The 24,562-nt window shown below is 36.8% G+C and carries 24 protein-coding genes and 1 riboswitch; of the genes, 19 read left to right on the top strand and 5 right to left on the bottom strand.

The window, feature by feature from the left end; translation table 11 throughout:
• Positions 1–182 precede the first annotated feature (182 nt).
• A complete protein-coding gene (locus IGJ27_RS10525; RefSeq protein ID WP_010720789.1) occupies positions 183–1,847 on the top strand; it encodes a peptide ABC transporter substrate-binding protein in 1,665 nt (554 codons plus the stop codon).
• Between the two features lie 79 nt (positions 1,848–1,926).
• On the opposite strand, the gene IGJ27_RS10520 is transcribed toward IGJ27_RS10525, so the two are convergent.
• Positions 1,927–2,271 carry a DUF3899 domain-containing protein gene (locus IGJ27_RS10520; protein WP_010720788.1) on the bottom strand — a complete coding sequence of 115 codons (345 nt, stop codon included), beginning with the start codon at positions 2,269–2,271 and terminating at the stop codon, positions 1,927–1,929.
• 83 nt (positions 2,272–2,354) lie between these two features.
• On the opposite strand from IGJ27_RS10520, the gene opp3b reads away from it, so the two are divergent.
• Genes opp3b through IGJ27_RS10495 form a run of 5 tightly spaced genes read left to right on the top strand, consistent with a single transcriptional unit; the run spans position 2,355 to position 7,374 of the window.
• On the top strand, positions 2,355–3,296 hold the full coding sequence (gene opp3b / locus IGJ27_RS10515) for an oligopeptide ABC transporter permease (protein ID WP_010720787.1): 942 nt from the start codon (positions 2,355–2,357) through the stop codon (positions 3,294–3,296).
• Positions 3,297–4,340 (top strand): ABC transporter permease, encoded by a 1,044-nt coding sequence (locus IGJ27_RS10510; protein WP_010737155.1) that lies wholly within the window; start codon positions 3,297–3,299, stop codon positions 4,338–4,340.
• A 5-nt stretch (positions 4,341–4,345) separates the two neighbouring features.
• Positions 4,346–5,422: an ABC transporter ATP-binding protein gene (locus IGJ27_RS10505; RefSeq protein WP_010720785.1), complete on the top strand. Its 1,077-nt coding sequence runs from the start codon at positions 4,346–4,348 to the stop codon at positions 5,420–5,422.
• Entirely contained in the window at positions 5,397–6,353 is a 957-nt protein-coding gene (locus tag IGJ27_RS10500) for an ABC transporter ATP-binding protein (protein WP_010720784.1), read from the top strand. Before IGJ27_RS10505 ends, IGJ27_RS10500 begins: the two co-directional genes overlap by 26 nt.
• Before the next feature lie 13 nt (positions 6,354–6,366).
• Positions 6,367–7,374 (top strand): RNA-guided endonuclease TnpB family protein, encoded by a 1,008-nt coding sequence (locus IGJ27_RS10495; RefSeq protein WP_178305727.1) that lies wholly within the window; start codon positions 6,367–6,369, stop codon positions 7,372–7,374.
• A gap of 311 nt (positions 7,375–7,685) precedes the next feature.
• On the opposite strand, the gene IGJ27_RS10490 is transcribed toward IGJ27_RS10495, so the two are convergent.
• Both IGJ27_RS10490 and IGJ27_RS10485 read right to left on the bottom strand, forming a co-directional pair.
• Positions 7,686–8,507, bottom strand: a complete 822-nt coding sequence (locus IGJ27_RS10490; RefSeq protein ID WP_010737158.1) for an NUDIX domain-containing protein — start codon at positions 8,505–8,507, stop codon at positions 7,686–7,688.
• A 102-nt stretch (positions 8,508–8,609) separates the two neighbouring features.
• On the bottom strand, positions 8,610–8,888 hold the full coding sequence (locus IGJ27_RS10485; protein ID WP_081128502.1) for a hypothetical protein: 279 nt from the start codon (positions 8,886–8,888) through the stop codon (positions 8,610–8,612).
• Positions 8,889–9,319: 431 nt separating this feature from the next.
• Between IGJ27_RS10485 and metG the strand changes: the two genes are divergently transcribed.
• From metG to IGJ27_RS10465, 4 genes are all read left to right on the top strand, one after another.
• The gene (gene metG / locus IGJ27_RS10480) at positions 9,320–11,329 is read left to right on the top strand and encodes a methionine--tRNA ligase (RefSeq protein WP_010720780.1); all 2,010 of its coding nucleotides are present in this window, start codon (positions 9,320–9,322) and stop codon (positions 11,327–11,329) included.
• Between the two features lie 572 nt (positions 11,330–11,901).
• Complete coding sequence (locus tag IGJ27_RS10475; protein WP_010737159.1) at positions 11,902–12,495, top strand: type IV toxin-antitoxin system AbiEi family antitoxin domain-containing protein; 594 nt, start codon at positions 11,902–11,904, stop codon at positions 12,493–12,495.
• A gap of 12 nt (positions 12,496–12,507) precedes the next feature.
• Positions 12,508–13,350, top strand: coding sequence for a nucleotidyl transferase AbiEii/AbiGii toxin family protein (locus tag IGJ27_RS10470; protein ID WP_034700623.1), 843 nt, complete (start codon positions 12,508–12,510; stop codon positions 13,348–13,350).
• A 278-nt stretch (positions 13,351–13,628) separates the two neighbouring features.
• Positions 13,629–13,826 (top strand): P-loop NTPase fold protein, encoded by a 198-nt coding sequence (locus IGJ27_RS10465; RefSeq protein WP_025480301.1) that lies wholly within the window; start codon positions 13,629–13,631, stop codon positions 13,824–13,826.
• Positions 13,827–13,898: 72 nt separating this feature from the next.
• Here the strand turns inward: IGJ27_RS10465 and IGJ27_RS10460 are convergent, their stop codons facing one another.
• Positions 13,899–14,525 carry a helix-turn-helix domain-containing protein gene (locus tag IGJ27_RS10460; protein ID WP_256733906.1) on the bottom strand — a complete coding sequence of 209 codons (627 nt, stop codon included), beginning with the start codon at positions 14,523–14,525 and terminating at the stop codon, positions 13,899–13,901.
• Between the two features lie 344 nt (positions 14,526–14,869).
• A riboswitch (FMN riboswitch) is annotated at positions 14,870–15,003 on the top strand.
• Between the two features lie 109 nt (positions 15,004–15,112).
• Between IGJ27_RS10460 and ribD the strand changes: the two genes are divergently transcribed.
• From ribD to ribH, 4 genes are read left to right on the top strand one after another with little or no spacing between them, the layout of a single operon-like run.
• On the top strand, positions 15,113–16,186 hold the full coding sequence (gene ribD, locus IGJ27_RS10455) for a bifunctional diaminohydroxyphosphoribosylaminopyrimidine deaminase/5-amino-6-(5-phosphoribosylamino)uracil reductase RibD (RefSeq protein ID WP_178305728.1): 1,074 nt from the start codon (positions 15,113–15,115) through the stop codon (positions 16,184–16,186).
• Entirely contained in the window at positions 16,171–16,791 is a 621-nt protein-coding gene (gene ribE / locus IGJ27_RS10450) for a riboflavin synthase (RefSeq protein ID WP_088762121.1), read from the top strand. The genes ribD and ribE overlap by 16 nt, the downstream gene beginning before the upstream one ends.
• Entirely contained in the window at positions 16,788–17,963 is a 1,176-nt protein-coding gene (ribA, locus tag IGJ27_RS10445) for a GTP cyclohydrolase II (RefSeq protein ID WP_178305729.1), read from the top strand. Before ribE ends, ribA begins: the two co-directional genes overlap by 4 nt.
• A gap of 18 nt (positions 17,964–17,981) precedes the next feature.
• The gene (ribH, locus tag IGJ27_RS10440; protein WP_010720773.1) at positions 17,982–18,443 is read left to right on the top strand and encodes a 6,7-dimethyl-8-ribityllumazine synthase; all 462 of its coding nucleotides are present in this window, start codon (positions 17,982–17,984) and stop codon (positions 18,441–18,443) included.
• 179 nt (positions 18,444–18,622) lie between these two features.
• Here the strand turns inward: ribH and IGJ27_RS10435 are convergent, their stop codons facing one another.
• Entirely contained in the window at positions 18,623–19,210 is a 588-nt protein-coding gene (locus tag IGJ27_RS10435; protein ID WP_178305730.1) for a hypothetical protein, read from the bottom strand.
• 172 nt (positions 19,211–19,382) lie between these two features.
• Here IGJ27_RS10435 and IGJ27_RS10430 point away from each other — a divergent pair, with 172 nt between their 5' ends.
• From IGJ27_RS10430 to IGJ27_RS10410, 5 genes are all read left to right on the top strand, one after another.
• The gene (locus IGJ27_RS10430) at positions 19,383–20,702 is read left to right on the top strand and encodes an APC family permease (RefSeq protein ID WP_178305731.1); all 1,320 of its coding nucleotides are present in this window, start codon (positions 19,383–19,385) and stop codon (positions 20,700–20,702) included.
• Positions 20,703–21,174: 472 nt separating this feature from the next.
• Entirely contained in the window at positions 21,175–21,951 is a 777-nt protein-coding gene (locus tag IGJ27_RS10425; protein ID WP_010720770.1) for a TatD family hydrolase, read from the top strand.
• Positions 21,944–22,510, top strand: coding sequence for a ribonuclease M5 (rnmV, locus tag IGJ27_RS10420; RefSeq protein WP_010720769.1), 567 nt, complete (start codon positions 21,944–21,946; stop codon positions 22,508–22,510). The genes IGJ27_RS10425 and rnmV overlap by 8 nt, the downstream gene beginning before the upstream one ends.
• Positions 22,503–23,393 carry a 16S rRNA (adenine(1518)-N(6)/adenine(1519)-N(6))-dimethyltransferase RsmA gene (gene rsmA / locus IGJ27_RS10415; RefSeq protein ID WP_178305732.1) on the top strand — a complete coding sequence of 297 codons (891 nt, stop codon included), beginning with the start codon at positions 22,503–22,505 and terminating at the stop codon, positions 23,391–23,393. The genes rnmV and rsmA overlap by 8 nt, the downstream gene beginning before the upstream one ends.
• A gap of 328 nt (positions 23,394–23,721) precedes the next feature.
• Entirely contained in the window at positions 23,722–24,186 is a 465-nt protein-coding gene (locus IGJ27_RS10410) for a hypothetical protein (protein WP_034700608.1), read from the top strand.
• The last annotated feature ends 376 nt before the right edge of the window (positions 24,187–24,562 follow it).

The following is a 24,562-nucleotide window of genomic DNA, read 5'->3' as shown; positions in this document are numbered from 1 at the left end:
AAATAAAACCTTATAAAATAAGTGTATTTTCAGAAAAGAACAATAAATATTTCACTATAATGACATTATTTAAAAAAAAACCGAGAAAAAAGTATTGCTTTTTTAATAATTATTCATTAAACTCTTAAACAACTCAGAAAAAACTAATTATTCTGAAAATTTCGACAAAAGGGGTACGGGAAATGAAAAAGAAATGGGCATTTAGTGTTGTAGCCTTGAGTGGGCTGGTACTTGCAGGCTGTTATGGCGGAAGTGCAAATACAAAAAGTAGTAATTCAGCGAGTGGCAACTCTACAGATGGAGGCGGAGTATTCAATTTAGTCGTACCTCAAGAAATGCCAACAGCAGATTTATCTTTAGCAACGGATACAATTAGTTTCACTGCATTAAATAATGTGTATGAGGGAATCTATCGTTTAGATAAGGATAGTAAACCACAACCAGCAGGAGCGAGTGAACTGGCAGAAGTTAGTGAAGATGGGTTGACTTACAAGATCAAATTGCGTGAAGACGCTAAATGGTCCAATGGTGATCCAGTAGTTGCGGCTGATTATGTTTATGGTTGGCAACGTACAGTGGATGCTGCCACAGCTTCTGAATATGCGTATCTTTTTGCTCCAGTAGCGAATGCAGAAGAAATCACAGCAGGCAAAAAAGATAAATCAGAATTAGGAATCAAAGCAGTAGGCGATCATGAATTAGAAATCACATTAACGAAACAAACGCCATACTTCCAATATTTACTTGCTTTCCCATCATTCTTCCCGCAAAAACAATCAGTGGTGGAAGAAAACGGTGATGCTTACGCTTCAGCAAGCGATAAAGCAGTATACAATGGACCGTTTACCTTAACAGATTTTGACGGACCAGGGACAGATACTGAATGGTCATACAAGAAAAATGATAATTATTGGGATAAAGATGCAGTGAAGTTATCTGAAATCAAAGTTAGCGTGGTCAAAGAATCTTCTACAGCGTTGAATCTCTTTAAAGACGGACAAGCAGATGACGTCATCCTTTCAGGGGAACTCGCTCAACAAAATGCGAATGATCCAGCATATACGTCAGTCAAAGAAGCACGTACGAGCTATATTGAGTTGAACCAACGTGAAGCTGATTCACCATTTAAAAATGTCAACTTAAGAAAAGCTATTTCATACTCAATCAATCGTGATGCGTTAGTGAAACAAGTTCTAGGAGATGGCTCGGTTGTGTCAACTGGCTTGATCCCAGCGGACATGTCTAAAAATCCAGAAACAAATGAAGATTTTGCGAAAGAAGCAGGCAAACTTGTTTCTTACGATAAAGACAAAGCAAAAGAATATTGGGAAAAAGCGAAAAAAGAACTTGGCATTGATTCCCTTGAATTCAATTTGATGGCTTCAGATGATGATGCATCGAAAAAAGTGATCGAGTATATCCAAAACTCAATCCAAGAAAATTTAGATGGCGTAAAAGTTAAACCAACACCAGTCCCATTCTCCGTTCGTTTAGACCGTTCATCTTCAGGTGATTTTGATACTGTATTAGGCGGTTGGGCAGCAGACTATGCTGATCCAAGCAGCTTTACGGACCTATTTGTTGCAGGTAACTCTTATAACCGTGGGCAATGGAGTAATGCGGACTACGACAAAGTAGTAGATGACTCAGGGAATAAAGATGCGGGCGATGAGCAAGCACGTTGGGCGGATCTACAAGAAGCAACTAAAATCATGTCAGACGATATGGGTGTGATCCCAGTTTACCAAAAAGCAGAAGGACACTTAGTCAATGAAAAAGTCAAAGGAATTGTCCACCACGCTGCAGGAGCTTCATGGGATTACAAATGGACTTATGTAGAAGAATAGGCAAACATTAAGACAAAAAAAGCGGACTAGAGATTAAGGCAGTTGTCTTAATCTCTCTCCACTTTTTAAAGGTTACGTATCATAGAAACGAAAAAATCACCAGCACGATAGAAAGAGCAAGCAAGATTCCGGCAATGATCAGCCAAAAGGTATACATACCATAGCTGGCAGACGAGAGTGAAGAAAATTCTGGTTTTTTCTTGCGGTTTCTTGTTCGGGCTAAATAGATCGATCGTTGAAAATGATCAAAGAAACCCGAGGAAAAAACCCATAAAAATCCGCCGATAATCAAAAACGGCATCGCACATAAAAATAAATCATTTGATAATTGAGTGAGTGTTAGTTGATGATTCAAACTATTTTTTACAATAATCAGGAGAATCAAGACACCAGCAATCAGGTAGGGAAGAGACTTCTTTTTCATCAGTTTGCTCCTTTATCTTTGGTTCATTCATTAATAATGTAGCGAAACATTTGTCAGAAGTCAAAAGCTAGGGGGAAACATTAGTGAATAGTTATCTAAAATATGTATTGAAACGTGTCTTCTTTATGGCCATTACGCTTTGGTTGATTGCCACAATCACGTTCTTCTTAATGCAATTATTACCAGGAACACCTTATACCAACCAAGAGCGCTTGAGTCCTGAAACGATCGCTATGTTGAATCAACAAGTTGGACTGGATAAACCTGTGATCGTCCAATATGGTATTTACTTGTCAAATTTACTTCAAGGAGATTTCGGTATCTCTTTCCAATTTAAAAATCAGCCTGTTGCTCATTTATTAGCTGGTAGAGTAGGACCTTCATTACAACTAGGACTACAAGCGATTATTTTTGGAACAGTGATCGGTACGATCTTAGGAACGATTTCAGCAATGAAGCAAAACACTTGGGCAGACACTTCTTCCACGTTGGTTGCTATTTTGGGTCGCTCGATCCCTAACTTTGTTTTTGCAGTCTTATTACAATATATTTTTGCGATCCGCTTGCATGTACTGCCGATTGCTAAATGGGACGGCTTCATTTATACGATCCTTCCAACCATTGCATTGGCTATGTCACCTTTAGCCGATTCAGCTCGTTTTATCCGAACAGAAATGGTCGAAGTATTACACAGCGATTATGTGGAATTAGCGAGAGCCAAAGGATTAAGCCGTTGGGAGATCGCCTTTAAACATGGTCTTCGTAATAGTTTGATCCCGTTAATGACATTGTTAGGACCGTTAGCAGTTGCTTTGATGACTGGTTCGTTAGTAGTTGAAAATATTTTTGCCATCCCCGGTATTGGTGAGCAATTCGTTAAATCGATCACGACGAATGATTATCCAACGATCATGGCAGTAACGATCCTTTACTCATTTATGTTGATCTTTGTGATTTTAGTCGTTGACCTGCTGTATGGTTTAGTTGATCCAAGAATCCGTGTTTCAGAAGGGAGTCGAAGCTAGATGGAACTGATACCAAAACGTTATGAAACAATAGCAGATATTCCTGCAGATAAATTTCTTCCGCTACAAAAAAACACTGAAGAAGAACGAGAACAAATTGCAGCTCCATCGCTAAATTTCATTCAAGATTCTTGGCGACGTTTAAAGAAAAACAAAGCTGCAGTCGTTTCGATGATTTTACTATCAGTGATCATTTTGATCTCGATCGTTACGATCTTTGTTTCGCCACACAACCCAACAGCACAAAATATTGATTACATCAATCTACCCCCACGTATTCCAGGGTTAAATATCGATGGATTGAATGGAAAAGCGATGGTTGGTGGTGAGTTAGTCGATAAATATGCCCAAGCAAATGTCCCAGCAAATGTGAATTTCTTTTTAGGAACGGATGGTCTAGGACGTGATGTATTAAGTCGTCTATTCATGGGAACACGAATTTCCTTACTGATCGCTTTTATTGCTGCATTATTAGATGTGACGATCGGTGTTGCTTATGGGCTGATTTCTGGTCTGCTAGGTGGACGAATCGACAACGGAATGCAACGTTTCTTAGAGATCTTATCTGGGATTCCTAATCTGGTAGTCATGATTTTAATGTTGGTTGTTTTTGAACCAGGTATTTTTTCCATCGTGGCAGCAATGGCGATCACGAACTGGATTCCGATGGCTCGTATCGTTCGAGCGCAAACCCTGAAACTGAAAGATCAAGAATATGTGTTAGCTGGTATGACATTAGGTGAATCGAAATTGAAAATTGCCTTCAAACATATTTTACCGAACATTTCCAGTGTAATCATTATTCAAATGATGTTTAGTATTCCATCGGCAATTTTCTTTGAAGCCTTTTTAAGTTTCATTGGATTGGGGCTAACGCCACCATCTGCTTCATTGGGAACAATGCTGAGTGATGGCTATAAAACTTTCTTGTACCTGCCATATCTATTATGGATCCCTGCGGCAACGTTATCTGTTATCATGATCGGCTTCAATTTACTAGCGGACGGATTACGTGATGCCTTTGACCCTAAAATGAAAGAGTGAGGAATATGACAAAAGTTCTTGAAGTTAAAAATTTGCAAATCTCATTTGATACGTACGCTGGGAAAGTCCGAGCGATCCGTGGTGTCAATTTTCATTTAAACAAAGGCGAGACTCTAGCAATTGTTGGAGAATCTGGTAGTGGGAAATCAGTCACTACCAGAAGTATCATGAGATTGTTATCAAGTAATGCTACGATCGATTCGGGCGAGATTTTATTCAAAGGAAAAAATATTGTCGATCAATCAGAAAAAGCCATGCAAAAAATTCGTGGGAAAGAAATCGCAATGATTTTCCAAGATCCAATGACTTCTCTCGATCCTACGATGACGATTGGTAAACAAGTGGCTGAATCCTTGCGAAAACACAATAAAGTTTCGAAAAAAGAAGGACAAAAAGCAGCATTGGAATTACTAAACTTAGTCGGGATTCCTGAGGCTGAAAAACGGATCAACAGTTATCCTCACCAATTTTCAGGAGGACAACGGCAACGGATCGTTATTGCGATTGCGTTGATCTGCTACCCGGAGATTTTGATCGCTGATGAACCAACAACTGCATTAGATGTTACGATTCAAGCCCAGATTTTAGAACTGCTAAAAGAAATCCAAACGAAAATCGATACCTCGATTATCTTCATCACACATGACTTAGGTGTAGTAGCAAATGTAGCGGATCGGGTAGCGGTGATGTATGGCGGAAAGATCATTGAAGTCGGTACCTCGGAAGAAATTTTTTATCATCCGCAACATCCTTACACTTGGGGCTTGTTAGGTTCGATGCCGACCTTAGATAGTGCAAATGAACGGCTTTATGCGATCCCGGGTTCACCACCTGATTTATTGAACCCACCTAAAGGCGATGCCTTTTATCCACGGAATGAATATGCCTTGCAGATTGATGCAGAAGAAGAACCACCATTTTTTGAATTATCAAAAACACATCAAGCAGCAACTTGGCTTTTAGCACCTCAAGCACCAAAAGTAGAGCCACCTGAAGAAATCAAACGTCGTTGGGCGATTTTTGAAGAAAAGCAAAAAGCGAATGGAGGGATGACGAATGCCAAAAAAACTGCTAGAGGTTAATGGTTTAAAACAATATTTCAATATTGGGAAGAAAAATGAAGTTCACGCAGTCAATGATATTAGCTTTCATATTTATGAAGGGGAAACCTTTGGCTTAGTTGGTGAATCAGGTAGTGGTAAATCAACCACTGGGCGGACAGTCATTCGCTTAAATGAACCGACCGATGGCGAGATTTTCTTTGATGGAAAAGATGTCACCAAGCTAAAAGGAAAACAAGAAATGGCTAAGTTTCGCCGTGAGGTTCAGATGATCTTCCAAGACCCTTATGCATCATTGAATCCCCGAATGAAAGTTCGTGACATCATTGCAGAAGGGATCGATGTCAATGGATTGGTCAAGTCTCCTGAAGAACGTTCAGAAAAAGTAGATGAGCTTCTTCGAACGGTAGGATTGAATCCGAGCCATGGTACACGTTACCCTCATGAATTTTCAGGAGGACAACGACAACGGATCGGTATTGCACGTGCCTTAGCAGTTAATCCTCGTTTTATTATTTGTGATGAGCCGATTTCGGCTTTAGACGTATCGATTCAAGCGCAAGTGGTCAATTTATTACAGGATCTGCAAAAACAACAACAACTAACGTACTTATTCATTGCTCATGATTTATCTATGGTCAAACATATCAGTGATCGGATCGGTGTCATGCACAACGGTCGTTTATTGGAAATGGGAACAAGTGATGAGATTTACCATCATGGCGTTCATCCTTATACGGAAAGTTTATTATCTGCAATTCCACTACCAGATCCCGATCATGAAAGACAGCGGAAAAGAATCAAGTATCAACCAGAACCAGAAGATGGGCAAAAACGGACATTAAGAGAAATTGCCCCAGAGCATTTTGTCTATGCGACAGAGCAAGAAGTGGCTTATTACGCAAAAAAATTGAAACGGCAAAAAGAAGCGAGCTTACTTGTGACGTCTTAGGAGGTAAGTGCTGATGCTAAAAGCCTTTAAATTCCGAATTTATCCCACGGCTTCACAAAAGCAATGGTTTGTTCAAAATTTTGGCTGTGTTCGTTTTACGTATAACCACTTACTAAAAGCCCGTCAGGAAAGCTACGCTAAAACAGGTGTCATCGATTATACACTGACTCCTGCTTCTTTAAAAAAGCAATATGATTTTTTAAAAAAAGCAGACAGCTTAGCGCTTGCGAATGCACAACTAAATCTAGATCGTGCGTTTCGTAATTATTTTAAAAAACGTGCCAGTTTTCCAAAATTGAAAAATAAAAAAAGTATGTGGCAGTCTTATACAACAAATAATCAAAAAGGCACAATTTATTTGAAAGATAAGTATCTAAAACTGCCAAAACAGAAAGAACTCATTCAGGTAAACCTCCATCGACCAATCGAAGGAGAGATTCGTTCAGCGACGATCTCCTCACGTTATAATGAAGCTTTTTATGTTTCTTTACTCTGTGAGATTTCAGCGAAAGAAATAACAGAGTCTCGTCGTTGGATCGGTGTGGCTTATGATCCGCAAAAACTAATCGAGACATCCTCTCCAGTTGATGTACCATTACCATTGTTGAAAAAAACTGAAAAAGAAATGCAGCTGGCTAAGAGAAAATTAGGGATTAAGGGACGGGCAGCTCAGAAACGAAAAGCTCGTTTGGAACGATCGAAGAACTATCAAAAACAAAAGCGTAAAGTAATGGATCTTTATTTAAAACAAAAATTTCAAAAAGAAAATTATTTGGAACAGTTATCTGGCAAATTGATTCGTTATTATGACTATTTGTTTGTAGAAGCTGTCCCTAATGAAACTTTCTTGTCAGACTTCTCACTTCAAGATTGGTATAAATTAGTGACTAAGCTGAGGTATAAAGCAAACTGGTATAATAAAACGTTGATTTTGATCAATATGAATGAACAAACCGATCCTTTAGTGATTAATAAAAGTCTAGAACTAGAAAAAATCGGGAAACAAGTGATTTTTGAATAAATGAACTGGTAGGAGCGCTAGGGATCGCCTTGTTGATAAAAAACACTTGCTGTTTTTGTTTCTAGGAATTTTCTTCTCAAGAAAAGCTCACTAATTATGATAAACCAAACATAGAGGTAATGACCTTTCTGGCTAACCTCTAAAATAAGCCGAAGAATACCAAAAGCATTGCTTTTGTGTAATTCTTCGGCTTATTTATGAGAAGTATTTATCCATCAGATGGTCATTAATGGGTGACTGATCAGGTATTTGCTGATTGCAGAAAAATCGAATAAAAATCTTTGGTATTTCAGCTTTCTGAAATCTTCACCTTATTCATAGTTTCCAGGCTTCAACTGATAAATCTTGGATGGACGACCAATTCCTACTGGTCGTTCACCAATTTCATCAAAATATTGCAGCATCGCTTTTTTGAAATTTGAATGATCAATCATTTTAAAATCGATCCCTAAAAATTTTGCAAATACTTTTCGGGCTTCTGTGATCGTAAAATCTTTACCTAATACTTGTAAGACTTGTGGTTCATGTTCCATTTTATTTGTCACTCGATTAAATGCTTTCGTAATGATCTCACTATGGTCAAATGCTAAAGTATCTTTGCCAGAAGATTCACTTGTCAGTAAATCTAAAGAAATAGCAACTTCATCACTCGTTAGATGGATTTTGTTTCCTTGGCGTGTCAAGGTAAACCATCGGACTTCTTCTGCATCGTCACCAGCAATCAACGGTTCTTCACCAATAAAAGCCAAGTAACTGACAGTCACGACCCAGCCTCGAGGGTCTCGGTTCGGTGTGCTGAAGGTGTGTAGCTGCTCAATATTTTCCTGAGAAATCACGACACCCGTTTCCTCTTTGGTTTCACGTAAGACACTTTCACCAGTGGATTCATTCTTTTGGACAAAACCACCTGGTAAAGCCCATGAATTTCGGTAGGGATGCCCTTTTCTTTGGATCAGTAAAATTTTTAACTGGTCTTCTTCCTTGTTGTAACACATCAACACGATATCAACAGTCAAAGAAGGTTTGTCATATTCTGGGCGTTCTTGCTTTTGATACCAGTCAAGAAAATCAGCTTCACTTGCTTCATGTTCATAATATAACTTTTCCTCTTCTTTAGAAGCAAATTGTTTCATCTTTTAACCTCCTGATGACGTTCTTGTTTAAATATACTTTTATCTTATTTTAGCAGACTCCAAAAAAAAACCAAAGTTTTCCTTGGAGAAAGACTTCTATACTTAGATAGGGAATAAAAACGGTAGGAGTAAATTGAAGAAGAAGAAAAGTAAATAGATTAGTAACAGTTTTCTATTTTCTTCACGAAGCGTTACATACCCACAAAAAATGATATAAAAATTGAGAACAAAACGAAAAACTTGGGTAAATAAAAGAAACTGATTCAAGCTTCCTTGGAGGTTAAAATAACCATATAATCGTATATAAAAATAGCTGAACAGCCAGTGTAACACTGAAAGCAGTGCAATACTGATTGTAAAATAAAGATGTTTTTTTTGCATAAAATTTCAGCCTTTCTTGGACAATGAACTGTCTATTAGTCGTAAACATAAACAGCCTATTTCAGATCCACTTGCTTTTGGGTTGTTATAAAAAGGTTTATTTAGAAGGGAGAACGATGTTTTCTTCCTATAAGCAACTATTAAGTCGAAGCTATGTTTCGTCAAAATAAAACAACGGGACTGCTACAAGATTCCGTGACATTGTGAGAGATAACCTACATGTAAACGTGCTGCTTACTAAAAACGAAACTTACTGATTCCTAGGTTTCTTTTCACACACTATTAATTATTATAGCATGTTTTACTAGGAAAATAATAAAGAGGAAAGGCATTTGTTAGAGGGTAGCGAAAAAATCGTCGCAGTCTTTTTGATTTATGGTATACTAGCAAGGAAATGAATTCGCATCATGCGATAAAGGAGGAAGAGCCCCATGGCAGAAAAGGAAACTTTTTATATTACGACGCCAATCTATTATCCAAGTGGCAAACTGCATATTGGTAATTCGTATACAACGATTGCCTGTGATGCAGTTGCACGTTATAAGCGATTGATGGGCTTTGATGTGTTTTATCTAACTGGGGTGGATGAACACGGTCAAAAAATAGAAAAAAAAGCAGCAGAATTAGGTGTTGAACCACAAGCCTATGTCGATAAGATGGCTGCGGATGTGAAAAAACTTTGGAAAACGCTGGATATCAGTTATGACAAATTCATTCGAACAACGGATGATTATCATAAAGCGGCTGTTCAAAAAATCTTTGATCGTCTAGTTGAACAAGGCGATATTTATCTTGGCGAATATGAAGGCTGGTATTCTGTTTCGGATGAAGAATTTTTCACTGAAACACAATTAGCAGAAGTTTATAAAGACGAAGAAGGAAATGTAATCGGTGGGAAAGCTCCAAGTGGGCATGAAGTCGAATTAGTCAAAGAAGAATCTTATTTCTTCCGTATGAGCAAATATGCTGATCGTCTTTTAGAGTATTACCAAGAGCATCCTGAATTTATCCAACCAGAATCTCGTAAGAAAGAAATGATCAATAACTTTATCAAACCAGGGTTAGAAGATCTTGCTGTTTCCAGAACGACATTTAGTTGGGGAATCCCTGTGAAAGACGACCCTAAACATGTCGTTTATGTTTGGATCGATGCGTTATCCAACTATATTACTGCATTAGGTTACGGCTCTGATGATGATAGCTTATTCCAAAAATATTGGCCGGCAGATGTCCATATGGTTGGAAAAGAAATTGTCCGTTTCCATACGATCTATTGGCCAATCATGTTGATGGCATTAGATTTACCGTTACCGAAAAAAGTCTTTGGTCACGGTTGGTTGTTGATGAAAGACGGAAAAATGTCTAAGTCAAAAGGAAACGTGGTTTATCCAGAGATGCTAGTTGAACGTTATGGTCTCGATGCGTTACGTTACTATTTACTTCGTGCTGTTCCATTTGGTTCAGATGGCGTATTTACACCAGAAGATTTTGTTTCTCGGGTCAACTATGACTTGGCGAACGATCTTGGAAACCTATTGAATCGTACCGTTGCAATGATCAATAAATATTGTGATGGGATCGTTCCTGACTATGCTTCTTTAGTGACGCCTTTTGATAGTGAATTATCAACAACAGCTGCAAATGTCGTTGGACGATATCATGATGCGATGGAAAAAATGGAGTTCAATACGGCATTAGCTGAAATTTGGGTCTTGATTTCTCGTGCAAATAAATATATCGATGAAACAGAGCCATGGGTTTTAGTCAAAGACGAGGACAAGAAAAAAGAATTAGCGAGTGTAATGATCCATCTAGCAGAATCATTACGGATCACTGCGATCTTATTGCAACCGATCATGACAGAAACGCCAATTAAAATCTTTAATCAATTAGGACTAGACCCAGAAACGATGAATCTTCAAGGCTTGCACTTTGGCGAATTTCCTTCTGGAACAAAAGTAGTTGCTAAAGGTACGCCAATTTTCCCACGGTTGGACATGGAAGAAGAAATCAGCTATATCCAAGCGAAAATGTCTGAAGGAACCCAAACGAATGAAGAATCAGTGAAATGGGACCCAGAAGAAACTGAGCTTGTTTCAACTAAAGACAAACAAATCAAATTTGATGTATTTGAAAAAGTGGAATTAAAAGTAGCTGAAGTCATCAACTGTCAAAAAGTTGAAGGAGCAGATAAGCTATTGCAATTCCGTTTAGATGCGGGAGATAACCAAGACCGCCAAATTTTATCAGGTATCGCTGAATTTTATCCTGATCCAAGTGAATTGATCGGCAAAAAACTAGTGATCGTAGCGAATTTGAAACCACGTAAGATGCGTGGACAAATCAGTCAAGGGATGATTCTTTCTGCAGAAGCACCAGATGGCACGTTACAAGTAGTCGAAGCGCCAAAATCAATGCCAAATGGTTCAGAAATTGGGTAAGATGAACATCCATATGATTTAGGTCAATAATCAGTAAGCGTGAATGGTGAGCCAATCATCATAAAAAGTAGTGTAGTCAAATGATGTTGGTAAAGAATAATCTTAGAATAATTTGGACAGAAAGAAGAAATATTTCTTTCTGTCTTTTTTATTTGGTTGGTTTTAACACGACGAATCATAAAACGTCGCAATAACTGGACTTCTAACAAAAGATCCTAGAGGGGACGACAAATGACAATGTGGATATTCTTCGGGCGTGTATTGAAGAGTATCTTTGCCAATCAATTAAATTTACCATTATATTTTTTGGGGTTAAATTATTTTCCTCAAAATAGATAATTAGGTTTAGAATATTTAAAGTCCTTCGATAAGCTGAGTATAAGCCATTTTGAGTCCTCCTATGAATTGATTCGTCAAATTAATTCTAAAGGATTCCAGGTGTCTTTTTTACCCTTTTACATCATAAAAAAGATGTTGGCGAATTTCATCGACATCAAAGTTCATCTTGTTACAATTAAACTACCATGATATAATTTAAGTAGTGTATTTGTAACGAAAGAAGAGGTAAGTAAATGCAAGATAAATTGAAAGAATTGTTGGCTATTCGCGATGGAAATTTATCTATGAAGGAAGCCAGAAAATTTGGAATCGCAGCAACTACTGTACAAAGATTGGTGAATAAAGGAAAATTGATCAAAGTTGATCGTGGTTATTATGTAGAGGATGGTCATGGAATAGATGATTTATTTTGGCTTCAGCAACGATTTTCCAGGGGAATCTTTTCTCATGAAACGACTTTAGATATTTACCAGCTTTCTACGAATATGCCGAAATTCATTCATTTAACTTTTCCCCATGGATACAATGTTGATCGTTCAATTACAAAAGAGCAGCAGTTACAATTTCATTTCGTGAAGAAAGAAGTTTATGAGCTAGGAAAAGTAGAGGGAACTTCCTTCCAAGGGAATCCTATTACTATGTATGATAAAGAGCGTACACTTTGTGATATTTGGAATCCGAGATATGAAATTGAATACGAAATGAAATTAGCAGCATTAAAAGAGTACATGGAAGATCCATTGAGAGATCCGAGCAAATTAAGAGATTATATGACAAAACTACATGTAGAAAAAGAAATGAAATACCACATGCAAAGCTTATATTAATGGAGGGAAAAGATGACACCGACACAATTTGCATCAAAAACCAGAAATTTAGCAAAGAGTACAGGGCTAAATGCACAGTTAGTACAACGGCATTTTATGATGGATCGTTTAATTGAACAAATTTCTGAATCAAAGTACAAAAATGACTTCATTTTGAAAGGTGGCTTTTTATTAGGATCAAAATATGGAATCGATAGAAGGACAACAATTGATATCGACACGACATTTAGAAATAGCAAATTAACTGAAGAAAAATTGAAGAATATTTTTAATGATTTGATTAGGAAGCCCACGAAAGAAGGTATTGTTTTCTCTATTCAAGGAATGAAGGAAACAAGAGAAGCCGATTTTTATCCTGGATTTCAAATTAAATTGGTGGCTAATTTAGAGAAAGTGCGTGTGCCGTTTAAAATGGACGTGACAACAGGAGATTCTATTTATCCTGAAGTAGATACACACTATCACCAATTAATGTTTGAAGATAAAAAAGTGGAGATTCCAGCTTATCCAACAGAACAAATTATTGCAGAAAAGCTAAGTGCTACGTTCAGCTTTGGTACAGATAATTCGAGAGTAAAAGATTACTATGACTTATTTACCATACCAAAATTAGAAAATATTGATACGAAAGAGTTATATAAAAGTGTTCGAAATACATTCACAAAACGTGGAGATACCGAATCTTTGTCTTTTTATTATGAAAGAGAAATGGAAAAGATCAGAGGAAACGACTACTTGGAAGAACAGTGGGAAAAATATCGTTCAGTTAACACGTTTGCGAAATCCATTTCATTTACAGATACAGTCAACGAAATTGAGCACCTAATGAAAAGCATGATTAAAATTGAAAATTGAGAAACGAAGAGATTAAGCTGATAAATAATGTAACTTTAGAACGTATAGTACCATAACTAAGTTGAGCAATAGGAAATAAATCGCTAGTTAGTATTAGTACCAAATTGTGCTAAATTCTTATTTGGCAGCTATGTGAATCGCAAACTATTTTTACTATATATAATTCTAATGAACTGAAATATATTAAAAAAGATACACTTGGGAAATTTATTTCTTAGGAGGGGATTGTCATAAAGCAAATAGAGTTAGAAAGAATTGATACTACAGAAGCAGTAAAAATGTTTTCAAAATTAATTAAAGAAAAAAAGACATTTTTTTTAAATGGAACTTGGGGATCTGGAAAAACTGAATGTTTAAATATGGTAAGCAATCAAGCAGAAGAAAAAAATTTTATATTTTTAAAATTGTGGGAGTTGAAAGATGAGATTGTCGATAGTCATTCAAGAATGTCGTTTTGGACACACCGACATTTTTGAATGACTATTGACAGTCTTTATCAAAATTAGGACTTATTAACTTGATTTTAAACTGACGAAATTAATAATAAATTAATTAGGAGAATAAGCGATATAAATATTTTTTAAGCGAGGGTATTCGATTAAATCGATAGTAAACACTCCATCGTATGGGATAAGTTTATTTGATTTCAAAGATTTATTTTTTGTTTTATAGAGGCTAACTGTCATTTCGTCAGCACCACTTTCTACATAATACCCAGCTTGATTTCCTGTGATATGTAAAATAATTTTTAATTGATGGTCTTCAAGAAAAACTTCCTTTATTTCATGTTTCTTTAAGGTGGAAATTTCAGAATTTTTTGGAAGAACATCCTTAACAAAAATTATCGTAGGTTTTTTTGGATATAAAAGAAAAATGATAGTCCCAATAGCCACTAATAGTAATCCAGCCAAAATAACAGAGATCTTTTTTATCTTTTTTTTCTTTGTTAAATCATTATCCACGGCTTCCATTATTTTTTGATCTTCATTCAAAAGATAATCAAGAGATACACCTAAAACATTAGATATATCAATAATTGTTTGAATATCGGGATAATTTCTACCAATTTCCCAATTTGAAATCGCTGAACGACTTACATTTAATTGTTCAGCCAAATCCGCTTGGGTCAAATTCATTTTCTTCCTTTCTTGTTTTAACAGTTTTCCAAATTCCATAAAAACCTCCTATATTTCTTTTTCCTTTTTAATTATATTTAAACATAAAAAGAGGTACAATTAGTCAGAAATTGTGGAATATGACCATTATCATGATGTCACAGATTGTGACTTCATACAATCGAGATAACCAAGTTTTTGTAAACGATTTTAAAAGACGGAAAATAACAAAGCTGATATTTATGTAAAATGAATCAATTTTTAGGAGACTATTTTATAAATATGTAATACTTGTTCTAATCATATGATTAGCATTAAATAAACGAGGACGTCCATACGCCATTTTCTCTCTATTTTTTAGGTTGACACAATTAAGTTTTAAGAATATACTCTAAACGAATTGAATATTTCTTCGGGGCAGGGTGTAATTCCCGACCGACGGTGACGAGTTTACTCGAAGTCCGTGACCCACATTTTTGTGGTTGAGCCAGTGAGAATCTGGCACCGACAGTTAAAGTCTGGATGGGAGAAGAAAAATCGACTGAAGATCGGTTTTATTTGTATTAAAATCGATTATCTTTAGGTTTATTTAGTTATGCCCTGTGATTAATTTCGCAGGGCTTTTTTTGTTGAAAGGGGGAATTGATATGCACCAGTCTTTCATGATGGCTGCGATTGAAGAGGCAAAAAAAGGAAAGGGAAATACCTTTACCAATCCATTAGTTGGAGCAGCGATTGTAAAAGAAGGAAAGCTACTCTCACTAGGTGCCCATTTACAATATGGCGAGTCCCACGCTGAAGTAAATGCTATTCAAAATTGTGATTCCCCCGAAGAACTGTTTAATTCAACTCTATATGTTACCTTAGAACCTTGTAACCACCAAGGGAAACAGCCGCCTTGTACGCAAGCTATTATTCAGTCTGGTATCTCAACGGTAGTCATAGGTCAACTTGACCCAAATCCTTTAGTAGCAGGAAAAGGGAAAGAATTTTTACAAAATCATGGGATCAAAGTAATTGTAGGTGTGGAAGAAGAGAAATGTAGAGCACTGAACCCTTTTTATAACCATTTTTTTGAAAGGGATCGTCCCTATATCACATTAAAACAAGCTATTACACTAGATGGAAAGATTTCTTTAAAGGAAGGTTCGCGGTACTCAATAACAGGTACAGAGGCAATCTCAAGAGTACGGAAAGAGCGAGGAGAACATCAAGGAATCGTAGTGGGAAGCGAAACCGTTCTAGTTGATAACCCTATTTTGTTGCCTGATATCGTAACTAACTTTCCACCAGTGCGCATTGTTTTGGATCGTAGAGGGCGGATTCTTAAAAATCCTAAACTCAATCTTTTTCAAACGACAACAAATCCAGTCTGGATATTTACGGAAAACCCTAAGCTAAAGGAACTGTTTCCCCATGTAACTATTTTTTATACGCCTAAGTTTTCTTTTACCTTCTTTATTGAGACCATGAGAAAAAGAGGTGTTCAGTCGCTGTATATAGAAGGTGGAGCGAAAATTCATGATGCTTTTTTAGCAGAAAATCTCTGGGATGAAGTCATCAGTTATATTGCGCCCAAACTTTTTGGTGGAAACAGTCCGATGTCCTTTCATAGTAAACGTTTAGTTTCTAAAGAACAACAACTAGTATTTTTGGAAGTTGAACAGCTTGGAAAAGACATTCGAGTTAGGGGGAAACGAAAGCAATGTTCACAGGATTAATCGCCGAGCAAGGAAAAGTCAAAGAAATTAGACGAAACCAACAAATGATCCAACTCACTTTCCAAGCTTCAAACAGTATACTAAGTGATTACAAAATTGGAGATAGCATGGCAGTCAATGGCGTGTGTTTAACTGCTATTGAGGTTTCAAGCACATTTTTTAAAGCTGAAATAATGCCTGAAACTTTTAAACGGACTACTTTCTCCACTGTAAAAGTTGGAGAGAGGGTAAATCTAGAACGAGCAGTTTTGATGACACAACGCTTTGAAGGACATTTTATTTCGGGACATATTGATACTGTTACAAGATTGATCAAGAAAATAGAGAATCAAAACGCATTAATTTTGACGTTTGCTTATCCAACCAAATATGCAGGTGAAATCATTCCGCAAGGATCAATTGCAATTAATGGAGTAAGTTTAACGGTTACGGAAACAACAACAGCAAGCTTTTCTGTTAGCCTGATTCCACATTCTAAATCCTTAACAAATCTGGGGAATTTAGGTGTAGGACATCTTGTGAATATAGAAACGGATATCGTTGGGAAATATGTAAAGGCACAGAGAAATAAATTTGAGATGTACAAGGAGAAGGACTTATTATGAGGAATATTACTGAAGCAATAAAGACCTTGAAAAAGGGCAGATTAATCATTGTAGCTGATGATGAAGATAGAGAATCAGAAGGAGATTTGGTTGGTTTAGCCGAATATGTGACACCTGAGGCAGTAAATTTCATGACCAAATTTGGTCGAGGATTAATCTGTGTGCCGATTTCTAATGACATTGCGCAACGCTTATCTTTAGGAGAAATGACAACTCATAATACTGATGCGTTTGGTACAGCTTTTACGATTAGTGTGGATCATAAACATACGAAGACTGGTATTTCAGTATTTGATCGAGCTACTTCCATTAAAGCATTGGCTGATCCTCATTCGAAATCAAGTGATTTTCTTAGACCAGGACATATTTTTCCTTTGATTAGTGTAGATGGCGGAACGCTTATACGTCGAGGACACACCGAAGCTGCAATTGATTTAGCCAAATTAGCTAATAGTGTAGAGGCTGCTTATATTTGTGAGATTCTGAAAGAAGATGGAACGATGGCAAGAATGAAAGATCTGACCCGTTTATCTGAAGAATGGCAATTACCCTTAATTACGATTGATGAGTTGGTAAATTATTTAGAAGAAAATAGTCATATAACCGTAAATTTACCGACAGATTATGGTGATTTCAAATTGACTATTTATGAAGATGGAGAAAAACGGGAGCATCTATTGTTAACAAAGGGAGATATTCAAAATAGTCAGTTTCCTACATTAGTCCGAGTTCATTCGGAATGTCTAACTGGTGATGTCTTCGGGTCTCAGCGTTGCGATTGTGGGGAACAGTTACATGAAGCGATGAGAATGATCGAGGAAGAGGGGACTGGAGCTATTCTTTATCTTCGTCAAGAAGGCCGCGGAATCGGATTGAGGAATAAGTTAAAAGCGTATCAATTGCAGGAAAAAGGATTGGATACTTATGAAGCAAATACTGAATTGGGCTTTGCTCCGGATGAACGGGATTATCACTTTGCAGCAGAAATTTTAAAATCAATTGGTGTAACGTCCATTCGTTTACTTACAAACAATCCCGATAAAGTAATAGAGTTACAACAAGATGGAATTACGATTGTCGATAGGGTACCAATTGAAACCGTTCCGAAAAAGGAAAACCAAGCCTATTTAAAAACAAAAAAAGATAAGTTTCACCATTACTTATCAGTATAAAAATAAAGGAGCAAGAAAATGACAATTTTTGAAGGAAATTATTCTCCAAAGGATCTTCGAATCGGAATTGTAGTCGCGCGTTTTAATGAATTTATCAATCAAAAATTATTACAAGGAGCTTTGGATAATTTAAAAAGGCACGGTGTGAAAGAAGAACAAATTGATATTTATTGGGTACCAGGAGCTTTTGAAATTCCTTTTATTACCAAAAAGCTCAGCAAAAAGGACAGTTACGATGGGTTGATTACGTTGGGGACAGTTATCAGAGGTGCAACTACTCATTATGAATTGGTTTCCAATGAGGTAGCCAAAGGAGTCGCACATATTAACCTGGAGTCCAATATTCCAGTGATGTTCGGGGTATTAACCACGGAATCCATTGAACAAGCAATTGAACGAGCAGGGACGAAAGCAGGGAATAAAGGCAGTGAAGCTGCGCAAGGGTTAATTGAGATGATTTCTCTTTCACAACAAATTTAAGAATTCCTATTTTTTAGAGTATGATGAGTTTACTGTGTAAATAGCATTCTTCAGTTTACTAAATGTAACAAACGTAAATATTAATCTTAGTATGTTTTGCTTGAAATAGATACATTAAAGCGACCACCTAAAGTTAGACCAAAAAATCTAACTTTAGGTGGTCGCTATACAAATTGACACTATTTTTTTGAGGGGATTTTTTTGAATCGCTCTTTTAAACGAGTTGGTAACAAGAAACTTAAAAGAGTAAAAGGTATCGATACAATGTACCAAAAAATCGTTCGGCCAATCCCATAGCGTTGGTAAAGTTTTTGCAACATCAAATGGAGTAGCACTAACCCAGCGAATAAACTGCTATAAAGGAACCAAGGATTATCGAGCTGTGAGAGCGTTCTTAACGACATGATCGTTGCAGGGTAAAAATAAAAGAAACCAGCAACTAAAGTGACTCGCCAATTTTTGGTGAAAGTACTGAGATTCAATAGAAAGAAAAGCGCAGATAAAATGATACCTAGAGGAGGAAAAAGGCTGATTAAAAAAGCATAAATGGCTCCCCATAGAATCATTCCGGGACCTTTGATCAGTGCAACGAGCAGAATCAAGCTAAACAACAAAAGCAACTGTTGAGTGAAAGTAGCAAGAATGAATGTCCCGAACAAAATCAGCGTGAACCAATGCCAAAGTGATTGTTGTTGTGATTTTCTGGAAATGGCAAAATGATCCTTTAGGAAAGATGCCAGTTTTGGGTAAGAACGATTAAATTCCATAATTGGTCCTCCTTTATCTAACCTACATTAATTATAATTGAGGCGAATGGAGGATTCATAGGTCTAAGGTGGTATCTTTCAATAAATTTACTGAAAAAAATGATGGTAAAACAAAATATTCTCCGTTATACTGAAAATTATATTAAAAACTGCGGGGAAAAGGGGAATGTGAATGAAAGGCAAGTTAAAACGAGAGATCAACTTATTTGGCGCATTAGCAACTGTTATGGGAACTGTAATTGGGGCAGGAGTTTTCTTTAAAACAGCGGCTGTTACGGCAAGTACACAATCGACTAGTTTGACCTTATTGGCATGGCTATTAGGAGGATTTTTAACGATCTGTGCTGGTCTAACGGTAGCTGAGTTGGCAACTGCGATCCCAGAAACGGGTGGTGCAGTCAAATATATTGAAGCCGCTTATGGAAAATTACCGAGCTTTTTACTGGGTTGGTCCCAAAGCTTGATTTATTTTCCAGCGAATATTGCGGCGCTTTCGATTATTTTTGCGACACAAATGACGAACTTATTACAAATATCTACGGATTATCTTCTATTAATTGCGATTATTACTGCTATTTCTGTTACTGGTTTGAATTTACTAGGAACAAAAGTGGGTACGACTGTCCAGTCTGCGACACTGATTATCAAATTGATTCCATTAGCTGTCATCGTTATTTGGGGACTGTTGACACCAGGTAGTGGAACGATCCAACTATTCCCATTTGAAGCAGGGAAAGATGTGTCGTTTGCAGAAGGCTTAAGTAGTGCTTTACTAGCAACTTTATTCGCTTATGATGGCTGGCTTGGTGTCGGCGCAATGGCGGGGGAAATGAAACGTCCCGAAAAAGATTTACCTAAAGCAATTATTTTAGGGTTAAGTTTTGTAACAGTGGTTTACTTATTGATCAACTTTGTTTTCTTAAAAACTCTGCCAATTGATCAGATTGCAGGTAACCTTAATGCAGCATCTGATGCATCAGCGGTTATTTTTGGAAATATCGGTGGAAAGATCGTGACGATCGGTATCTTGATTTCTGTTTATGGGGCACTGAATGGGTACACGTTGACCGGCATTCGTATTCCTTATGCGATGGCTTTGGAAGGTGAGTTACCTTTTAGTAAACAGTTAACGAAATTATCAAAAAAATTCACAGTGCCATATGTTCCAGCACTTTTTCAATTAGTGATTGCGTGCATTATGATGAGTTTAGGTTCATTCGACTTTTTAACTGATATGCTAATTTTTGTTATGTGGCTGTTTAGCTTATTGATATTTATCGGTGTATTTGTTTTAAGAAAAAAACAACCAGACTTACCAAGACCATACAAAGTACCTTTGTATCCCATGATTCCATTGATTGCAATCTTTGGCGCTGTCTTTATTTTAGGGATGACTTTATTTACTCAAACAGCTTTGGCAATGATCGGGATTGTTGTCACATTACTAGGTATCCCAGTGTATTATTACAAGAAAAAACAAGACGAGCGTTAATTTAATAGTCATGTAAAAGGGACTGGGACAAAAGTTGTCTCAGTCTCTTCTAGTATCTCTAAAAACGGATAAACGGTGTTCAAAGAGCTGACCTTCGGCGATAAGTCAAAAAATCTCAAAACATGGGAAGCTGTTTCGAGATTTCCATCCTTAACGCTCAGGTCAAAACACTCTTTTCACGACCTCTTGTTCACGGTGAGACAAAAGTAGCATCTTCGGAAATAAGCCGAAATTTACCAAAAATTTGAGAAGCACCAAGTAGGTAACAATCAACATCAAAAACTAGTTTTTGTGTTTCTTGTCAATTTTCGGAAATTCCTTCTTATTTCTTGATGCTGAACACTTTTGTCTCAACCTCTTTTATTTACAACTAGAAATTTGCATTTCAATAAATTTGACCTGATTTTCGTCTTTCCTACTTCTGCCATAGCAACTTATATGCTAAAGTAATGAAGAAAAGGAGCGATAAAAAATGATATTTGATTCTCATACCCATTTGAATGCGGAACAATTTAATGATGATATTCCTGAAACTATTGAACGGGCCAAAGAGTTGGGCGTGACAAAAATGGCGGTAGTAGGTTTCGATACCCCAACGATCGAAAAATCATTACAGCTTAGTCACGATTATTCAAACATATATAGTATTATTGGTTGGCATCCTACTGAAGCAGGAAGTTATACTAAAGACGTTGAGAAAAAATTACAAGAGCAATTAACGATGCCGAAAGTGGTAGCGTTAGGTGAAATCGGCTTAGATTATTACTGGATGGAAGATCCGAAAGAAGTGCAAGCTGAAGTTTTTCGTAGACAAATTGCGATTGCGAAAGAAATGAATCTGCCGATCAGTATCCATACCAGAGAAGCGTTAGCAGATACTTATCAAATTTTAAAAGAAGAAGATATTCGTGATATTGGTGGAATCATGCATAGTTTTAGTGGCGATTTTGAATGGGCCAAACGATTTCTTGATTTAGGAATGCACATTTCATTTAGTGGGGTCGTGACTTTCAAAAAAGCGCAAGATGTTCAAGAAGCAGCCACTCATGTTCCACTCGATCGATTGCTAGTAGAAACGGATGCGCCTTACTTAGCTCCAGTACCTTATCGTGGGAAACGAAACGAGCCAGGTTATACCCGTTATACAGTTGAAAAAATTGCCGAATTACGTAATCTTCCGGTAGAAGAAGTGGCGCTCCAAACTTGGAAAAATGCTCATCGTCTATTTAGGATCGCTGAAAATGACTAAATTAAAAATCCAAGAAATTGTAGTCGTTGAGGGAAAAGACGATACTAGAAGACTCCAAGAAGTAGTCGACGTCGACACGATCGAAACGATTGGTTCAGCGATCAATGATGAAATACTCATGCAGATTGAACATGCGCAGGAAACACGTGGTGTAATCATCTTTACTGATCCTGATTTTTCGGGTGAGAAAATCCGCAAGACGATCATGGAAGTCGTTCCTCAGGCAAAACATGCTTTCTTACCTCGTCAACAAGCACGTCCTAAAAAACAAGGAAGTCTTGGCGTTGAACATGCTAGTGATGAGGCCATCTTAGAAGCATTGAAAAAAGTAATCACCCCATCTTTTGAGGAAGACGAAACGGAAATTACTAGACAAGTGCTGATTTCTCATGGTTTAATAGCGGGAGCGCAAGCAAAAGAAAAACGTGAAAAATTAGGGGACGAATTAAGAATTGGTTATACCAATGGGAAACAACTGGAGAAGCGTTTAAAAATGTTTCGGATCACACCAGAGGAATTTGCCCAAGCAATGAAAAAAGTGGAGGAACAACATGAGTGAACAGCGTGATATTGCGACACCTTCTAGAACAAAAGAAATCTTATTGAAACATGGATTTTCATTTAAAAAAAGTTTAGGTCAAAATTTTTTGACTGAGCCAAATATCTTAAGAAAAATCGTGGAAACTGGCGAAATCGATCAACAAACAAATGTCATCGAAGTTGGTCCAGGTATTGGAGCGTTGACGGAACAACTAGCACGTAATGCCAACCAAGTCGTTGCCTTTGAAATCGATGATCGCTTGATTCCTGTGTTAAAAGATACGTTAGCTCCTTATCCTAATGTGACTGTTGTTCATCAAGATATTTTAAAAACTAATTTAGATCAGGCAGCAACAACCTATTTTGAACAAGCTTTACCGATCAAAGTTGTTGCAAATTTACCTTATTATATTACGACACCGATCATGATGCATTTCTTAGAATCAGATCTGCAAGTAGAAGAAATGGTTGTGATGATGCAAAAAGAAGTTGCTGATCGTATTTCTGCAAATCCCGGTACAAAAGCATATGGCTCATTATCAATCGCTGTACAGTATTATATGGAAGCATCTGTTGCTTTCATCGTACCTAAGACTGTTTTTGTTCCACAACCGAATGTCGATTCAGCTATCTTGAAACTAACCAGAAGAAAGCAACCAGCTGTAGCGGTTACGGATGAAAAGGCATTTTTCCGATTGACAAAAGCAGCGTTTCAGCAACGAAGAAAAACATTATGGAATAACTTACAATCTTCATATGGCAAAGATGAAGCAACGAAAGCTTGGTTAACGACTAGTTTAGAAAAAGCTAACATCGATCCTAAACGTCGTGGAGAAACCCTCTCATTAGCCGAATTTGCTGCATTAAGTAATGCAATGGAAGAGATGAGCGAGAAAAATTAAGTTCTAATCTAATTCAATAAAGAAAACAAAACGCCTAAAAGTCTAGCATGCTAGCTTTTAGGCGTTTTGTTTATCTAAGTCCAATAAAATGAGTTGGATGTTCATCACTAATTGAAAAATAAGTAAATGACTCCTGTAACCCGATTCCTGTAATCTCAGTTTAAGATCATAATCGTTCATGTATTTAAGAATGGCTAACGGTTTAGACCGAAAAATAGTTTCTTATGAAAATAAATTTTTTTAGAATAAAACGATACTATAATCATAAATGAACACGATGAATTTTTAGAACTTATTTTGATTACTAAGGAGAAAGAAGGGTGAGGTAATGAACAAAATGAACCAATCGATTGTTTTGGGGTTAACATTGATTACCGTTGGCGGATCAATTGCCCCTGTTACCAATGTATTTGCTTCAGAAAAAGCTACAAACTTTACCGCCACAAACGAATTTGACAAATACTACAACGATTTATCAAATGAAAAGAAAGCAGAATTTGAACGATTAGTATCCGGGGCTCACTTATCCCAAGTGGAGCAATTACAAATATTAAAAGAAAAATACGAGTCCGATAGACAACCAACTCCTCGCTGGAAAATTGCCGTCATTAAAAAGATAGCCAAATGGTTAGTAGCTAAAACGGGTGAAAAAACGGTAAGTGATGTTACTAATTACTTATTCGAGTGGCAAGATAATTTAGAACAAGGTGCAGAAAATTGGTTAGTGAATCATGGATGGAATAGAACCGCAGCTCATTGGACTGTTAAGACTGCTAGCTTCATTTTCTTATAGGATGAGTGTAAGAAAATGAAAGGAACAAAGAGACTGATTTTTTGGGGACTGACACTATTTTTTTGTGTATCTAATTTCATTAGATTATTCATTCATGATGATTTTGGAAAAACAGTAAGAGTTTATTTCAGGGATGTTCCTGCCTATCTAAAAGTAATTTTTTTTATCGTGTTCATACTGTTGTTTTGGTGGAGCTATCCTTATAAAAAAGAAAAAAATTTTTTTGATTGAAGTAAAACAACCAAAAATAAACCTGTCATAAACTTCAGTGAGGGTGGACGGGTTTATTTTTGTATTTATCTTTCATCTATATAGACAAAAATTGAAGGAGATGATGTAGCTAGCAGAGACTATAGTTTAAAACATATTTCTTGTA

Origin of the sequence: Enterococcus sp. DIV1726a (genome assembly GCF_051710985.1) — a bacterium.
In the GTDB taxonomy this organism is placed as follows: domain Bacteria; phylum Bacillota; class Bacilli; order Lactobacillales; family Enterococcaceae; genus Enterococcus_B; species Enterococcus_B hirae.
The sequence above is the reverse complement of the archived record's forward strand: the minus strand, read 5'-3'. Positions and strand labels throughout refer to the sequence as shown.

Coding starts and splice junctions, on each gene's coding strand:
- IGJ27_RS10465 (WP_025480301.1), top strand. CDS start 13,629: ATGTTTTCAAAATTAATTAAAGAAAAAAAGACATTTTTTTTAAATGGA.
- IGJ27_RS10495 (WP_178305727.1), top strand. CDS start 6,367: ATGCTAAAAGCCTTTAAATTCCGAATTTATCCCACGGCTTCACAAAAG.
- IGJ27_RS10520 (WP_010720788.1), bottom strand. CDS start 2,271: ATGAAAAAGAAGTCTCTTCCCTACCTGATTGCTGGTGTCTTGATTCTC.
- metG (WP_010720780.1), top strand. CDS start 9,320: ATGGCAGAAAAGGAAACTTTTTATATTACGACGCCAATCTATTATCCA.
- rnmV (WP_010720769.1), top strand. CDS start 21,944: ATGACTAAATTAAAAATCCAAGAAATTGTAGTCGTTGAGGGAAAAGAC.
- IGJ27_RS10425 (WP_010720770.1), top strand. CDS start 21,175: ATGATATTTGATTCTCATACCCATTTGAATGCGGAACAATTTAATGAT.
- IGJ27_RS10475 (WP_010737159.1), top strand. CDS start 11,902: ATGCAAGATAAATTGAAAGAATTGTTGGCTATTCGCGATGGAAATTTA.
- IGJ27_RS10460 (WP_256733906.1), bottom strand. CDS start 14,525: ATGGAATTTGGAAAACTGTTAAAACAAGAAAGGAAGAAAATGAATTTG.
- IGJ27_RS10485 (WP_081128502.1), bottom strand. CDS start 8,888: ATGCAAAAAAAACATCTTTATTTTACAATCAGTATTGCACTGCTTTCA.
- IGJ27_RS10430 (WP_178305731.1), top strand. CDS start 19,383: ATGAAAGGCAAGTTAAAACGAGAGATCAACTTATTTGGCGCATTAGCA.
- ribE (WP_088762121.1), top strand. CDS start 16,171: ATGTTCACAGGATTAATCGCCGAGCAAGGAAAAGTCAAAGAAATTAGA.
- IGJ27_RS10510 (WP_010737155.1), top strand. CDS start 3,297: ATGGAACTGATACCAAAACGTTATGAAACAATAGCAGATATTCCTGCA.
- IGJ27_RS10490 (WP_010737158.1), bottom strand. CDS start 8,507: ATGAAACAATTTGCTTCTAAAGAAGAGGAAAAGTTATATTATGAACAT.
- IGJ27_RS10525 (WP_010720789.1), top strand. CDS start 183: ATGAAAAAGAAATGGGCATTTAGTGTTGTAGCCTTGAGTGGGCTGGTA.
- rsmA (WP_178305732.1), top strand. CDS start 22,503: ATGAGTGAACAGCGTGATATTGCGACACCTTCTAGAACAAAAGAAATC.
- IGJ27_RS10500 (WP_010720784.1), top strand. CDS start 5,397: ATGCCAAAAAAACTGCTAGAGGTTAATGGTTTAAAACAATATTTCAAT.
- ribA (WP_178305729.1), top strand. CDS start 16,788: ATGAGGAATATTACTGAAGCAATAAAGACCTTGAAAAAGGGCAGATTA.
- ribD (WP_178305728.1), top strand. CDS start 15,113: ATGCACCAGTCTTTCATGATGGCTGCGATTGAAGAGGCAAAAAAAGGA.
- IGJ27_RS10435 (WP_178305730.1), bottom strand. CDS start 19,210: ATGGAATTTAATCGTTCTTACCCAAAACTGGCATCTTTCCTAAAGGAT.
- IGJ27_RS10410 (WP_034700608.1), top strand. CDS start 23,722: ATGAACAAAATGAACCAATCGATTGTTTTGGGGTTAACATTGATTACC.
- IGJ27_RS10470 (WP_034700623.1), top strand. CDS start 12,508: ATGACACCGACACAATTTGCATCAAAAACCAGAAATTTAGCAAAGAGT.
- ribH (WP_010720773.1), top strand. CDS start 17,982: ATGACAATTTTTGAAGGAAATTATTCTCCAAAGGATCTTCGAATCGGA.
- IGJ27_RS10505 (WP_010720785.1), top strand. CDS start 4,346: ATGACAAAAGTTCTTGAAGTTAAAAATTTGCAAATCTCATTTGATACG.